The sequence below is a fragment of the Enterococcus sp. AMC1251 genome, assembly GCF_058216535.1.
Genome location: NZ_CM177098.1, coordinates 2,002,167 through 2,015,899 on the forward strand (window position 1 = coordinate 2,002,167; position 13,733 = coordinate 2,015,899).

The window sequence follows — 13,733 nt, forward strand, 5'->3', positions numbered from 1 at the left end:
TATGGAAAAATCTGGCTCTTAGAATAATGGTCAAAACATACATTCAATTATACTATCACTAGTTATTGTTTTTTAAATTTTTCTTGATCTTCCTCATTTTAATCTCTCGATAATCATATCCAATTTCAGCCATCAACTGCTCCCATGTTTTGTCAGTTTTACGCATAATTGTAAAAACAGAAGGTAACGCATTGTCATCATATAGCTCATTAAACTTGGTCATAGACAAATCAGATTCTAAATTCAATCGAATGATTTCTGATTTTAGCTTCGTTAATAATTCAAAGTTTGTTTCTTGTATTACGTGAGATTCCTTATTCTTAAAAAAGGCTCTAACTCTTTCTCCAAACCTCATTCGTAAAGTATAGAGACTAGGCATCTTATTTTTCCCACTAATTTTTTCATATTGATGTTGGGATTTTATCTTTTTTTCAGAGATAAAAGTTGTAACAAGAGTCTTTAATTCCTCATCAGAATACCGATACCATTGTTCCTTATTGTAAGTTGGCTTTCCTAATTTATAAAGCAGTCCCTCCCAAGAACTAAATCGCTCCCGAATGAACCAGAGACTTGGAACTGCTTGAGAATGCTTTTTCTTATAATCTTGGTATTGTCTGCTTGTAAAAATATTTTCCTTATCAAGAATACGACTAATAATTGACATCAATTCTAGATCGTTTTTTTCCTTCCAAACGATTCTCTTATCATTAGTTTTCATTATTTCCACTCCTAACTTTTTATTAAACCAGTAAAATGTATCCATTTTTGCAATGTGAAGGGTGCATTGGTAATATTCAGCGTTTTAGCAAGCAAATTCTTTTATTTGCAAAATTCGGTTGAATAATTGGTATTTTACGAATCACTTTTGTAGTCAATAGTTTAGGCAGAAAACAGGATTTTTTGACGTCCTAAGTAGTCAAAACGAAAAAATTGAGGGCAATCTCAGATGTTTTTTTTCATTTCAGAACATTTAAGACAACAAAAAAACCCTTGATATCAAGGGGTTTCACACGTTAGACAATTCGTTACATCTTAATTTTCTCTTAGCGTCTAATTTCTTTACTTCGTGCTAAAAGTACGCTATCTATTGATATCATTGAATTTTTTATTAAATTGACTACCACTCTGACTACAGCCATTAAAAAGTAAGTGATAATTCCAAGCTTTTCACTGTGAAATTATCCAAAACGTGTAGTCAGCTTTCCAAAATTTGAAAAGCTTCTAGTGGTTTTAATCTTTCTTCTGATGTTAAGTGTCGATAAATTTCAGAGGTTGTTTTATCGGTATGACCTAAGCGAGCCTTCAATACCTCCCAATCACAGTGCCCAGCGACTAAACTTGCCATTGTATGGCGAGCCAAGTGAGTGTGGAACGGTTTCTTTATTCCACATTGCTCAACACATTGTTTGATATGATGATTGACATACTCTCGTCTAAATGGAACACCTCGCTTGTGTGGCTCTAGATAAACAAATAAATACTTTTCTTCCACTTTAAATTTAAACTGCTTCCGAACATCATCTAGCATTTCCATTAAAGCTTTTAACTTTTCCATCACTAATGGCGTTACAACCACTCGTCGTGCTGAGCTTACACTTTTAGTTGTATCGATTTTAAAATTAACTTGCTTTCCTTTTACAGTTGTCTGCTTGTAAAAAAGAAGCTCATTATTGTTAAAATCAATATCTTCTGGTTGTAAGGCTAAAGCTTCACTTACGCGACAGCCTGTATAAAACAAAACATGATACAAAGTTGAAAGTGGTAGGTCTTCATGAACAATACTGTAATTAAGCAATGATCTTAGCTCATCAAACGTCAAATACTTTTGATCCAATCTTGCTAAAGAGTCCTTTAATTGCTGAACTGTTTGTTGATATTTTGGACGTCTAACAGATTCCAAGGGATTGTCGCTTAATACATTATTCTTTAGACAATAATTGAAGATCATATTTAAGGTTTGACGAAAACTTTCTAATGAATTTTTAGAATAGCCTTTCGATAAACCGTCTATGCCCTTCTCTTTCAAAGTGAAAAATAGTTCTTCTAAAAAATCTGAATTAAGACTGATCATTTTCTTATCGCCAATCCATCTAGAAAGAGTTTTTACAGATTCATGTCTTTTCTCATACGTACTTTCTTTTTGTTCCTTCAATGATTGATAATAAACAAACCATTTTTCAGCTACCTCTCGAAATAATTCATTACTACCAGTCAGTTTCTTATATGTCTGGTGTTTTTTCTCCATTTCAAGATAAGCCAATTGCGCTTCGCGTTTTGTTTTAAAGCCTCTACGTGTTGTTCTGAATGCTTGAAAATACCAAGTGATTTCTCCTGCTTGATTCACATGCTGCTTATATCTATCAACTATCTCCAAACTTAATCCCTCTCTTTCAAGAAGGAGGATGAACATGTGTTAATAGATTGCTTTCGAGTACCTCTATTATAAAGCATATTCACCCCAAAATACATATTTTCAAGACATTCTTAAATTGTGCATTCGATCTCTGTACTCTTCATAATCATGATTTCTGAACCAATTTAGCACTTCATCTTTGGCGTAATGACCTCTAATGCCGTACCAACAGTTTGGGAACTCTGCTAGTCTGATTAATCGATTTAATGTGCTGTCGCTAATTTGAAATTCTCTCTTTAGGTCATCATTGGTTAAAACAAGTGGTAAGGAATGTTGTATTTTAGAAAGTTCATCTAGAACTTGATCTAATTTTTTATCAATCATTGTATTTAGTGTTTTACTTTGCTTTGGAGTTTCTGGAAAACAAATATCTTCTTGCATCTTCTCCCTCCCTTTTCTTCCCTTGTTTCATCTATCAGTTGTTTGAGTCACCAAACAGCATAGGATTTTCACCTCTCCCCAGTTTATGGCGAGCTTTACAGAAGTATCATTATGTACTTTGCATATCGTGGCTTGAAAGGACTAGTTTCAATTTAATTAAGAAGATGATCGCTTGCAGCAGTTTGAAATTACTGGTTATGGCGCTTCTTAATGTTGTGCTCCATGCAAAGGGAATGTTACTGATAGATTTTATTGGGTTGTCAAGGTACAAGTTTTATTCTTATACCTATTACCAACAAAAATAATGGAGAAAAGGACACAAAAAAGACTAAAACTTTCGTAGAATTTTTCTACATTTATTTCAGTCTTTCCGTTAATTTTTAGTAGATAATGTCATTTCTATGGTGTATATTAATCACGTAGAGAAGTGAGAAAGATGGTGGCTAAATCTCTTGAAAAAGGGGTGATTGCCTATGGTTCTTGGCTTTATCCCTAGAAAGGAATAAGCAATGTCAGTGTTTGAAGCACTTACGCTAATGCTTGCTTTTGCAACTTTAGTTGTGTTGATAATCGACAAAAACAAACCAAAAAAATAACCATCTAATTCCACTTTGGCAAGTAATTAGATGGTTAAATCCACAAAAATTATAGCCACCGTCTTTTGAACGGTTCTACACGAGAGACATGTTTGCGCATGTCTCTTTTTCATGGTTATTATAGCATGGTTTTGGTTGGTTGTCATGTTGGAAAAATAGCAATTTGTATTCAAAATGTAATCTGACAAGAAAATTTAAATCTATCACCAATTTTAGTATCATCTACTAATTATTTTTCCCTATGAATGTCACCACAATCTCTATACTTCTCTCAGATGTTAAATTTAAGTTTAGTGTTGAATAAATAATGATTAAAGCAATAGTAATTTCTATTTTTCATTTTTTTGCAATTTCATCTTTAATATTTTCTACACATTTATCCAAATTTTTCCATATATCATGTTTTTCCCAAAATCTAATAACTGTCCATCCCATATCTTTTAATTCTTGATTTATTTTTTTATCTCGTTCAATATTTTTTTCTATTTTTGGAATCCAATATTCTCGATTCGAATGAATACGCTTTATTTTTTGATTTTCCCAATCATATCCATGCCAAAACTCTCCATCAATAAATATTGCTATTTTATATTTTGTAATTGCAATATCAGGTTTTCCAGGTAATTTCTTATAATTCCTAAAATAACGAATGCCATCATGCCATAATTTTTTAGCTAAAAGTGTTTCTGCTTTTCCACCCGTTGATTTAATTTTAGACATCATTTTTGATCTATATTCTTTTGTTTCCCCCATAGTAAAAACTCCTTTAAAAAGAACCCACTATTCATAAGTATTACTTTTTATTGCTACTAACCCAACCTATAGCATCTTCAGGTGGATTGTCGATATCAATCCATATAAATTCTAACCCTATTCTTCGACTATCATTATCGAACTTCATTAAACGAACAGCATTAATTCCCAATTCATTTAAACGTTCTCCTGTAAGAGGTTCATATTCGTCCAATTGGAACACCCCTCTTAAAATCCACTCACCCAAAATACCTTGTTTGTTTATAGATTGGATACTTTTTCCATCGTCTTGATTAATATAAGCAGTAATTACATTCCCGCTTGGTAAAAATTCCAGTTCGAATGTTCGCTCCACTTTATCAAGAGCAAGTTTTTTCGTTCCTTTTTTAAAGGTTCCGACATCTTTTCCAAAGAAATTAGGATTACTATCATGAAATTTTCTAGATTCAGGAATCGGAATATACATTTCACTAACAGGACGATATACTAGTGCAAAAATATCTTTCTTTATTTTGTCATTATTAATTACAAATAATTTATCTTTTAGTTCAGATCTAATCTGCTTCATTTTCTTTTTGTCTTCTTTGGTAGGATATGCTTTTAACAGTATGTCTTGTAAATGAGTAATAATAAAATTCATATCAGACTCAGAAATTTCATTTCTGTATTTCATTTTAAACGAACTTATTCGTTTCTCACGATTATTATCAGCTTTTGATAATTTTGTTCCCCCATCAAATCCATTATATCCAGAACTTTCTTCCACATCACCATTTTTGTTAGCAATCATCCAAGAAAAAGATTCTGCAATTTGCAGTCCTTTTGATAATTTTGAACTTCCTGTATCCAAATTTTCAAAAAAAGAAAATGCATCTGCAACATATTCAACTTGCCAAGTGTCAACAATAATTTCTTTATTATGAAAATTCATAAACAACTGAGAATCAGCATCAGCATATTTATAAGTATGTTGCCCATCAGTAAATTTAAAATTAGTTGAATTTCGTAAAGCTGTTGATCCAAGTATTTCAATATTTTCAATATCAATAGGAAGATAATCTGTTTCTCCCACATAAATTTTCGGATCTTCACCTTTTTTTGATGGCATAAGTACATGATAAACAGCTTCAACAACAGTATCAGATGCATCAAACCCTTTAATCAACTCTTTAGAAGAAGCGATACGCTCATTACGCAACTTGGCAATTCTCATTGCTACATCTCGATATAAAGGTTCATTTTTTTGATCTGCTAAACTTTTATCTCCCGATGCCTCCGCATTTTCTCTTGCTTTCCCTAAAATAATGCTCCAACCATCTGCAACACTGCTTGCTTTAAATTGAGCTATTTTTTGATCTCCTGAATGAATCCCAAAAGATTTTATTCCAACTAAATATTTGTGAGTTTCATCAATTTTTAAAGATGCATCATAACTTGTGTTGGCTATATCTTCGCCAATCGCTCCAAAAGCTCGTTGAAAAGCAGTTTCTTGAAATTTTGAGTTTACAATTGGGGCAACAGATTCAGAAATTTCTAAAGTTTTTTCACTTTCTACTTTTTGAGAAAAAGCTTCACTTAAACTAGCAAAATTTATCATAAGAGATCTATATTTTTCTTTCTTATGAACTTCTAATTCACTCCACATATTAAAATTCCACCTACTTTAATCTTTTTTCTACCTCTAGTATAGCATAAAAAAACTGACTCATTGTCAATAAGTCAGTTCCTCACTAATTTAAATACACTTTTTAGATATATTTAAATTATCGTTTGATTTCTATTATTCAAAATTATAAAAATCCATTTTTCTATTTTTTTGTACGTTTCGAATATACTCTGGATGACTCATAAACTGAATATTATGCTCTTTTTCAAACTGTTCAAGCTCTTCTTTACTGTCAACAGTTGAAACAAGCTCAGATTGACCGCTAAAACGTCCATCCATCGTGGTATGCATAATAGAATATTTACCTTCTGGGATATCATAATCACTATCAAAATCTTTTTCTAAAGCTTCATTTATTTTTTCAGCAATACGTTCTATTACTGGAACAACAACACTATTACCAGCTTGTTTATACAATTGTCCATTTGAAATCTCTGGTAATTTGAAACTACTCGGAAACCCCTGTACATTAAATGTTTCTTTAGGAGTTAGTTTACGTATACGTCCATCATTTGTTAATATCAAAGGAACATTGTGCCCACCAGTCCCCATATTAGCAGTTAAAGTTGGAACAACACCTGATTTATTCTCACGAACGTACTGTCTTCTCCATTGATAGACCGTTTCTTGTGAATTAATATATGGTTGAAGCTTATCCCAAAATGGCGTTTTTGATTCATCATAGTAATATCTGTCCTCTGCAATTAAACCAAAATCAATCACTGTTTCCAATCCATTAGTTAATTCAATTTTTTCTGGAAAATCGAATGCTTCATACGCTTTTTTTGATCGAAATCCGACAATATAAATACGTTCACGATTTTGAGGAACATTTCCATAATCTTTACCATTTAGTACTTTCCATTTTATGAAATAATTACTCATAACCAAAGCTTCACGTATAACTTTGAAAGTATTTCCATGATCATGGGTCACCATGTTTTTTACGTTCTCTACGAAAATAACTTCTGGTTTCTTGGCATTAACAATTTTTAATAACTCGAAAAACAAGTCCCCCCGCTCATCTTCAAAGCCTTTACGATAACCAGCAATTGAAAAAGCCTGACAAGGAAAACCTCCTATAACTAAATTTGTATCTGGAACTTTTGAAATATCCTTTGTAACTTGATGAATATCGCGTTCATCTAGTGGAATTTCTGGATGATTTTCTTGATAAGTTATCCCAGCATTCTTATCAAATTCATTTGCATATACCACTCTGAACTTGCCAGTATTTTTAAAACCCAGCTCAATTCCTCCTACACCAGAGAAAAACGCAGCAATAGTTCGCTCATTCTCAGTTGAAGAACTTACAGATTTTGTCATGCATCACACACTCTTTTCTTATTTTTTTCTAGCTATGTTATTGTAGCACATTTGTTCGTATTTTGCAGCCCTGAACTTTTAAATATCCGATTTTTTATAAAAGATAGGGTAGATAATAAAATAGATTCTATTCAATATTTTTTTACTATAACAACTCTTAGAAAAGTACTAAGGGATGTGTACATCCATACAATTTATATAAGAATTATTTATACAACACTTATGTCTTCTAATTAACAATAGTCTTTGTATACACAAAACAAATATTTTTTACGTTGTCTATCACTTCGGTGATTGACAACCTATCTTAACAATTAGTAATTCTATCTTAAGCGTTTTTTCATACTTAATTTTTTCCACCACACTTTATTTATTTTCACTTTTAATTATAACAAATTTCAACCTTTAACTTAAAGAAAAAAAGAGTGAGGCAATTTATACCTCAACTCTCCATATCACCGAATTTTAAATTTCCCAATTGCAATCACAAAAGCCAACACACATTCCTGATAGCAATCCTCATGATATTCTCCACTCTTCCATGCCATCTTATTCATCAGTGGCTGGAATCTAAGAATTAACTCTTCGATCGCTTGCTCACTTCCACTTTTTGCTAGTATAAATAATTGGCTTAAGCTTTTCATAAAGACCCCTTCCTTTGTTTGAACTTATCAATTTTCTAAAAACAAAGGAAAGGCGGAGAACGATCAGCATATATTATTTTAGCATTAGTTGCTTTTAAGAGACCTTCTTAATTTTTGATACAAACGATGCTTTAAATTTGTAACACCTTGTCTAGAAATATGCAGGACTTCACCAATTTGACGATCTGTTTTTTCATGCACAAATTTTTCCAACAAAAAGAGTTTTTCTCTAGCTGTTAAATTAACTATAGTTTGATTTAGCTTTTCATTTTCAATATCAAAAGGAAGGTTAGTCGATAGATGATTAGAATTATCAATTTCCTTTAATGTATCTTCCTTCATCAATTCTATAATAGTGGCATCCTCTTCAAGAATTTCATTTTCAAGACAGAGTGACTTTTTCTTATAGTAATTAATAGCTGTATGACGAATGACTTTTTCAAAATACTTGGTTAGTTGTGCATTAACTCGTTCATCATTTTGGCTCATTCAAAATTGAAATCATTATTTTCAAAAGGAGATGTGTATAATGGATAATTCTATCAAATTTATGTTAAGCGGTATTGCCAATAACCGCGGTAAGCACGTTCAATGTGAATGGAAGAATCTCTTTTTATTCTAGTTAGGATATTACTTGTAAGATTAGGATAGGATATCGTTAACTGATGTTCTTCTGTTAAAATCCTATAAATCTCTTTATTTGATAGTGGGACACCTGCTTCTTTCAATATTGAAGCAATAGTGAGGCTAATTTTTTGGTAGGACTGATTTTGTTTTATTCCTTCTTTTTTTGCTAGTAGATACTTTTGGTTTTCAATTTCAGACTTTGGTATTTTTGAAAGATTCTTTTTTACCGAATGATCTACATCTTGCTCAATATCTAGATTACTTAATCGATCTTTAAGATCATTGTATACCTTTGTTAGTTTCCTCCTTTCTTCCATCAATAAATTCATTTGCTGGTAAATCAATTCTTTTTCATTAAATTTATCCATTATTTTCTCCTTTCACTTATTACCAACAAAACAAGTGACTGAAAAGACACAGAATTTAAGAATTATTTGAAAATCAAATAAATGTTAAAAAACTGAAACTAAAAAGTATGACAAATTTACACTCTCTAGATAATTTGTCATACATGCGGTATCTTACTATTTAATTTTTATTAATAAAGTATGAAATTTTTCAAAATATATACGACTAAATCTGCAGAACTTTAACTCAATTTTATCCACCTATCGTAATTAGACTTTGAGTTGAATTTCTTTACTTTATGAGCGATTATTCCTATAAAAATTAATGCAATTGCTATTTTTTTCATATCCTCATCCTCCTAATAATTTTTCAGTTTTAGTACTGTAATACATATAACTAAAAGTGTGAATTATTATACTAGTTTTTTAATCCCAAAAGATCGTTGGTATGAATTTGAGTTATTTTATCTATGGCTTCACATTTATAACAAACTGAGCAAGCATACTTTAAATCAATATTGAGCGATTCTATTTTACAAGCTATTTTCTCATGATTCCTTATTACTTCGTATTCTCCTCCGCTTGATTCTATATAAAAAGAAGATAACCTAATAGAAAGTCCTAATCCTGAATATTTAATATAGCTTTCCTTGAAACACCATAATTGATAAAAAAATCGGTTCTTTATTTCTTTCCTTATGTTGCCAAGCTCATCTATCTCTTTAGGATGGAAGTATTGAATTACACTTTCACGTTCTCTTCCATACTTTTCAATATCTATACCTACTTCATTATCACTAATTGCACAAATCACATATTTTCCAGAATGAGAAATATTAAAGAAGCTATCACCGCTCTTTAAATAAGGTTTGCCATAAATTGTTTTATAAATTCTGATATTATTCTTTGGAATTAGGAAATCAACTATTAATCCATAATTTACTAATAATTCCGATACCACACTTTTCTTTTTATCATTATCATTTTTTGACTGTTGAATTTTTTCTCTTCTATCAAGAGGAATAAGCTCACTTAAATTATTAATCAGTAAATTAACATCAACCTCATCAATATTCACATAATATATATTCAATATAAAGTCCTCACCTACTCCGATAATACTTGAAACGGCTGCAGCTAACTCTAAAAAAATGATATACACTTATTCTAATTACTGATTAAAATAGTCTTTCATTTTTTCTAAAATCGGCTCAACTTTTTCTAAAATATTCTCCAGTATTTTTCCCTCAAGATACGAGCTTTCGTCTTCAATTTCAAATTCTTCTATATATTGAAGACAAGTGCCCTGAGTATGTTTTTTTAAATTATAAATCACTACCATATATTTGAATGGAGCTAGTGGTGTTCGGCGGTTTGTTATAATAAGATTTTTTTCAGGGAACAATATTCTTTCTGACTCCCAGCTACCAATATTTTTCACACTAATAATATATCTAATAATCCTTTCGTTTTGAAAAAGTACTTTTGTATCAACCGCAACAGTAGCGTTAATTTTATTTATAAAATCAAACGTTGACATTTCTTCAAAAACATCCTCTAGCTTACGATTTAAATATATTTCTTTTTCAATTTTTGGCATACTCTCACATCACTTTTTTAGATATTTTAATCTGTCATACTAGTTAAACATAAAACCACATTCGAATTGAAATATTGATTCATTGTCAATCATTTCATAAATTCACTCAAAAATAATTACTAAATTAATTTTTAAGTTTGAAGCTTAACTAGAACAACAGATGTTTTCATATTTAATCATCACATAAAATATAAATCCTAATTATTAAAAAGCTACTATTCCGAAACTCACTTCTTAAACTTTTTAATAATCATTACACTATTTATTCCACCTCTACCTCTTGCTATCTGTAAAACAATATTTACTTCTTTGTTTATTGATTCATTTGGTGTGTAATTCAGATCACAATTTTTATCCTTATTCTCATAATTTATGGTTGGTGGTATTTTACTATTTTCAAGAGTTAAACAATTTACAACCATATCAATTGCCCCTGCTGCTCCAAACGTATTACCAAACATAGTTTTAGGACAGCTTAACGATATATTGTTAATCCCCTCACCAAAGATATCTTTTAGGACGTTTGTTTCTATAATATCCTCAGCCCATAAACCTGCTCCATCTAAATTAATATAATCTATATCTTCTGGAGTAATTTGAGCTTTGGAGATACAATCTTCAATTAATTTTTTATATTTTTCTCCTGTGTTATCAGCTTTTTTATGATGAACTCCATCACAGTTAGTGCCGAATGCAACTATTTCACCATAAATTTTTGCATTTCGATTTAATGCATGCTCTAGTTCCTCTATTAGCAAAACTCCGGAGCCCTCGCCTAGAACCATTCCGTCTCTACCTAAATCATAGGGGCGATACGCACTTGAGGGATTGTCATGTCGTTCAGTTAAAACATCACTCTTAGAAAATAATGATAAGCCATAAGGAAATAATCCTGCTTCAGTCCCACAAGTAAAGCTAGCATCTATTCGATTCAATTTTATAGACTGATAAGCGCTCCCAATTGCTATATCTGAACTGATTCTGTCCGCAACAAATGTTTTGCTATATCCTTTTAATTTATAATAAATAGATATTTGACCTTGAGGCGCTGTATAAAACCATGATATAGATTGATAGGGACTAACACTTTTGTATCCGTTTTGATATAAATGAAACAACTCATTTTCCCCAAGCCCAACGCCACCTAGACAGTTTCCAACAAAAATACCAATTCTATTTCTATCAACCTTTTCTAAATTGATTTTTGAATCTTCTATAGCCATTTTTGTAGCAGCTAAAGCATAATGCGTAAAAACATCTAGCTGCCTAGTGAGCATAAACGGAAATCCATAATCTTTTATATTAAAGTTTTTTACTTCTCCAGCAATTTTCACATCAGAATTAGATACATCAAACTTAGTAATTTCATCTATATTAGACTCACCTTTTGTTATTGATTCCCAAAAGCTATTCAAATCATTTCCAGCTGGAGATACTACTCCTAATCCTGTTATAACAACTCTTCGTTTACCCATATTTATGTAATCACTCCTTCCAATTTTTTAAAGATATATAACAACTCATTTTTACTTTTCATTATTTAGTATTTAACTTTTTTAGAACCATTGCCGAATGAAGACCAGAAAAGCCACTTGCATTGGTTAATACAACATTCAACTCTTTTTCTCTTCCGATATTCGGTACATAGTCTAAATCGCACAAATTATCTTTTTCACAATAGTTTGCAGTAGGTGGAATAAAATTATTTTCTAACGCTAGGCAACATACAATTGCTTCTACTGCACTCGCAGCACCTAAAGGATGCCCTGTCATAGATTTTGTACTACTCATTGGAATATCATATGCTAGTTCTCCTAAAACTTTCTTGTATGCCCCTGCTTCATTTATATCGTTTTGTTTTGTTCCACTTCCATGTGCATTAATATAATCAATTTCATCAATAGAAATATTAGATTCTTTTATCGCAATATTAATTGCTCTAGCTAAATCTTCTCCATCTGGCCTAAGTCCAGTCATGTGAATCGCATTATTAACAGAGCCGTACCCCATAATTTCACCATAGATGTGCGCATCTCTATTTAGCGCGTGATCAAGCTCTTCTAATATTAGTACACCTGCTGCTTCAGCTAACACAAAGCCATTTCTTGTATTGTCAAATGGTCTTGAAGCTTTTTCTGGTGGCTCATTATTTGTTGAAAGAGTACCTATTACTTCAAACGCAGCAATTGTAACTGGTGTTATTGGTGCTTCTGTTGCACCACAAATCATCATGTCTACTTCTCCACTACGTATCTGATCATAACCAAAACCTATTGCATCTATACCCGCTGTACAACCAGTAGCAGTTGTACAGCAGATACCTTCTAAACCATAGCGATAGGCTACTTCATTTGAGGTTGTATTAGGCATTGATTGAGAATAAGCATACGGAGAAATATCTTCTGGATTAATGGCTGTTTTACCTCCATTAGTTAAAACAGAAAACTCTTCATCCATAAATTTAGTTCCAGCTACCGCATTTGCAATATTTACGCCCACGCGACTTTTATCAATAGCTTTCCAATCAATGCCTGCATCCCTAGTTGCTTGATCAGAGCAAACAACTCCAAACTGTGTTATTCTATCCATTCGTCTTACTTCGCTTAATGTACAGCCTAGCTTCTCCGGTTCAAAATTATCTACATATCCAAATGATTTAGACTTAAAATTAAATTCATCATACTTAGGTAAGTAATGAGTTCCTGTTTTCCCTAACTTATTATTTTCCCAAAAATCTTCTTTTCCGATACCAATAGGGGTTATTAATCCTACACCTGTGACTACAACTCTTTTCATCCAAAATAACTCCCTTCTCTTTATTTGTTATTTAATTACATATGGCATTTATTTCTAGCAAGTCTTCAAAATCTTAATACTTTAATTTCTTACTGACTGTACCAGTCTCAATTTTCGTTTTGAAATTTTTTAATTCCATTTTGCTACCATCATTAATTAAGGCTTCAACCTCTTCATCCGTAAGTCCAGTTTTTTCATCCATTGTAAAATCTTGAACCCAAGTCATCTTTGTACTATTTTTTTCTTTTGATAAGATAACATCCAATATCCAATGCTTAAAAGGATATATTGGTTCTAATCTAACACCTCGTGCTGAATAATTTGAAAAATCAATCATTCTTTGGGACGTCCAAGTTTCAAAATATTTTTCTCCCTGTTCATTTTGCTCTTCTTCATCACCGACAATTTTCAGCACAAGTTTAAGTTTGTCATCAACTAATCTTTTCTCTTCAAGGACTTCTGCACTTTGATAACCATGTAGCTCTGTCCAATTTTCAACATTGTTAATAATCAAAAATACATCACTTATCTCCTCATCAATAACGATTGAATTTGTTGTATACCCCATATTGATCTAACTCCTT

The 13,733-nt window shown here is 31.5% G+C and carries 15 protein-coding genes; 1 reads left to right on the top strand and 14 read right to left on the bottom strand.

The window, feature by feature from the left end:
- Positions 1 to 58: 58 nt before the first annotated feature.
- The 3 genes from AC4BBR_RS09405 to AC4BBR_RS09415 form a co-directional block, all read right to left on the bottom strand.
- Positions 59 to 718, bottom strand: coding sequence for a hypothetical protein (locus AC4BBR_RS09405; RefSeq protein WP_490459319.1), 660 nt, complete (start codon positions 716 to 718; stop codon positions 59 to 61).
- A 477-nt stretch (positions 719 to 1,195) separates the two neighbouring features.
- Entirely contained in the window at positions 1,196 to 2,374 is a 1,179-nt protein-coding gene (locus AC4BBR_RS09410; protein WP_490459320.1) for a site-specific integrase, read from the bottom strand.
- Positions 2,375 to 2,473: 99 nt separating this feature from the next.
- The gene (locus AC4BBR_RS09415) at positions 2,474 to 2,737 is read right to left on the bottom strand and encodes a DNA-binding protein (protein ID WP_490462099.1); all 264 of its coding nucleotides are present in this window, start codon (positions 2,735 to 2,737) and stop codon (positions 2,474 to 2,476) included.
- 566 nt (positions 2,738 to 3,303) lie between these two features.
- On the opposite strand from AC4BBR_RS09415, the gene AC4BBR_RS09420 reads away from it, so the two are divergent.
- On the top strand, positions 3,304 to 3,390 hold the full coding sequence (locus tag AC4BBR_RS09420) for a putative holin-like toxin (protein WP_422851509.1): 87 nt from the start codon (positions 3,304 to 3,306) through the stop codon (positions 3,388 to 3,390).
- A gap of 336 nt (positions 3,391 to 3,726) precedes the next feature.
- On the opposite strand, the gene AC4BBR_RS09425 is transcribed toward AC4BBR_RS09420, so the two are convergent.
- The 11 genes from AC4BBR_RS09425 to AC4BBR_RS09475 all read right to left on the bottom strand — a co-directional run bounded on the left by AC4BBR_RS09425 (position 3,727) and on the right by AC4BBR_RS09475 (position 13,717).
- Positions 3,727 to 4,143 carry a very short patch repair endonuclease gene (locus tag AC4BBR_RS09425; protein ID WP_490459321.1) on the bottom strand — a complete coding sequence of 139 codons (417 nt, stop codon included), beginning with the start codon at positions 4,141 to 4,143 and terminating at the stop codon, positions 3,727 to 3,729.
- Between the two features lie 40 nt (positions 4,144 to 4,183).
- On the bottom strand, positions 4,184 to 5,788 hold the full coding sequence (locus tag AC4BBR_RS09430) for a hypothetical protein (RefSeq protein WP_490459322.1): 1,605 nt from the start codon (positions 5,786 to 5,788) through the stop codon (positions 4,184 to 4,186).
- A 135-nt stretch (positions 5,789 to 5,923) separates the two neighbouring features.
- A complete protein-coding gene (locus tag AC4BBR_RS09435) occupies positions 5,924 to 7,135 on the bottom strand; it encodes a DNA cytosine methyltransferase (RefSeq protein ID WP_490459323.1) in 1,212 nt (403 codons plus the stop codon).
- A gap of 455 nt (positions 7,136 to 7,590) precedes the next feature.
- The gene (locus tag AC4BBR_RS09440) at positions 7,591 to 7,779 is read right to left on the bottom strand and encodes a helix-turn-helix domain-containing protein (RefSeq protein WP_490459324.1); all 189 of its coding nucleotides are present in this window, start codon (positions 7,777 to 7,779) and stop codon (positions 7,591 to 7,593) included.
- An 84-nt stretch (positions 7,780 to 7,863) separates the two neighbouring features.
- The gene (locus AC4BBR_RS09445) at positions 7,864 to 8,268 is read right to left on the bottom strand and encodes a sigma-70 family RNA polymerase sigma factor (RefSeq protein ID WP_490459325.1); all 405 of its coding nucleotides are present in this window, start codon (positions 8,266 to 8,268) and stop codon (positions 7,864 to 7,866) included.
- Positions 8,269 to 8,327: 59 nt separating this feature from the next.
- Positions 8,328 to 8,774, bottom strand: coding sequence for a hypothetical protein (locus AC4BBR_RS09450; RefSeq protein ID WP_490459326.1), 447 nt, complete (start codon positions 8,772 to 8,774; stop codon positions 8,328 to 8,330).
- Positions 8,775 to 9,171: 397 nt separating this feature from the next.
- On the bottom strand, positions 9,172 to 9,846 hold the full coding sequence (locus AC4BBR_RS09455; protein ID WP_490459327.1) for a 4'-phosphopantetheinyl transferase family protein: 675 nt from the start codon (positions 9,844 to 9,846) through the stop codon (positions 9,172 to 9,174).
- A gap of 78 nt (positions 9,847 to 9,924) precedes the next feature.
- The gene (locus tag AC4BBR_RS09460; protein WP_490459328.1) at positions 9,925 to 10,353 is read right to left on the bottom strand and encodes an SRPBCC family protein; all 429 of its coding nucleotides are present in this window, start codon (positions 10,351 to 10,353) and stop codon (positions 9,925 to 9,927) included.
- Between the two features lie 227 nt (positions 10,354 to 10,580).
- Positions 10,581 to 11,828 carry a beta-ketoacyl-[acyl-carrier-protein] synthase family protein gene (locus AC4BBR_RS09465; protein WP_490459329.1) on the bottom strand — a complete coding sequence of 416 codons (1,248 nt, stop codon included), beginning with the start codon at positions 11,826 to 11,828 and terminating at the stop codon, positions 10,581 to 10,583.
- 61 nt (positions 11,829 to 11,889) lie between these two features.
- On the bottom strand, positions 11,890 to 13,149 hold the full coding sequence (locus AC4BBR_RS09470; protein WP_490459330.1) for a beta-ketoacyl-[acyl-carrier-protein] synthase family protein: 1,260 nt from the start codon (positions 13,147 to 13,149) through the stop codon (positions 11,890 to 11,892).
- A gap of 73 nt (positions 13,150 to 13,222) precedes the next feature.
- Complete coding sequence (locus AC4BBR_RS09475) at positions 13,223 to 13,717, bottom strand: SRPBCC family protein (protein WP_490459331.1); 495 nt, start codon at positions 13,715 to 13,717, stop codon at positions 13,223 to 13,225.
- Positions 13,718 to 13,733: the final 16 nt, after the last annotated feature.

Excerpts from the sequence above, each read along its gene's own strand:
- AC4BBR_RS09405 (WP_490459319.1), bottom strand. The coding sequence starts at position 718 with ATGAAAACTAATGATAAGAGAATCGTTTGGAAGGAAAAAAACGATCTA.
- AC4BBR_RS09465 (WP_490459329.1), bottom strand. The coding sequence starts at position 11,828 with ATGGGTAAACGAAGAGTTGTTATAACAGGATTAGGAGTAGTATCTCCA.
- AC4BBR_RS09425 (WP_490459321.1), bottom strand. The coding sequence starts at position 4,143 with ATGGGGGAAACAAAAGAATATAGATCAAAAATGATGTCTAAAATTAAA.
- AC4BBR_RS09415 (WP_490462099.1), bottom strand. The coding sequence starts at position 2,737 with ATGATTGATAAAAAATTAGATCAAGTTCTAGATGAACTTTCTAAAATA.
- AC4BBR_RS09435 (WP_490459323.1), bottom strand. The coding sequence starts at position 7,135 with ATGACAAAATCTGTAAGTTCTTCAACTGAGAATGAGCGAACTATTGCT.
- AC4BBR_RS09475 (WP_490459331.1), bottom strand. The coding sequence starts at position 13,717 with ATGGGGTATACAACAAATTCAATCGTTATTGATGAGGAGATAAGTGAT.
- AC4BBR_RS09440 (WP_490459324.1), bottom strand. The coding sequence starts at position 7,779 with ATGAAAAGCTTAAGCCAATTATTTATACTAGCAAAAAGTGGAAGTGAG.
- AC4BBR_RS09460 (WP_490459328.1), bottom strand. The coding sequence starts at position 10,353 with ATGCCAAAAATTGAAAAAGAAATATATTTAAATCGTAAGCTAGAGGAT.
- AC4BBR_RS09470 (WP_490459330.1), bottom strand. The coding sequence starts at position 13,149 with ATGAAAAGAGTTGTAGTCACAGGTGTAGGATTAATAACCCCTATTGGT.
- AC4BBR_RS09430 (WP_490459322.1), bottom strand. The coding sequence starts at position 5,788 with ATGTGGAGTGAATTAGAAGTTCATAAGAAAGAAAAATATAGATCTCTT.
- AC4BBR_RS09445 (WP_490459325.1), bottom strand. The coding sequence starts at position 8,268 with ATGAGCCAAAATGATGAACGAGTTAATGCACAACTAACCAAGTATTTT.
- AC4BBR_RS09420 (WP_422851509.1), top strand. The coding sequence starts at position 3,304 with ATGTCAGTGTTTGAAGCACTTACGCTAATGCTTGCTTTTGCAACTTTA.
- AC4BBR_RS09450 (WP_490459326.1), bottom strand. The coding sequence starts at position 8,774 with ATGGATAAATTTAATGAAAAAGAATTGATTTACCAGCAAATGAATTTA.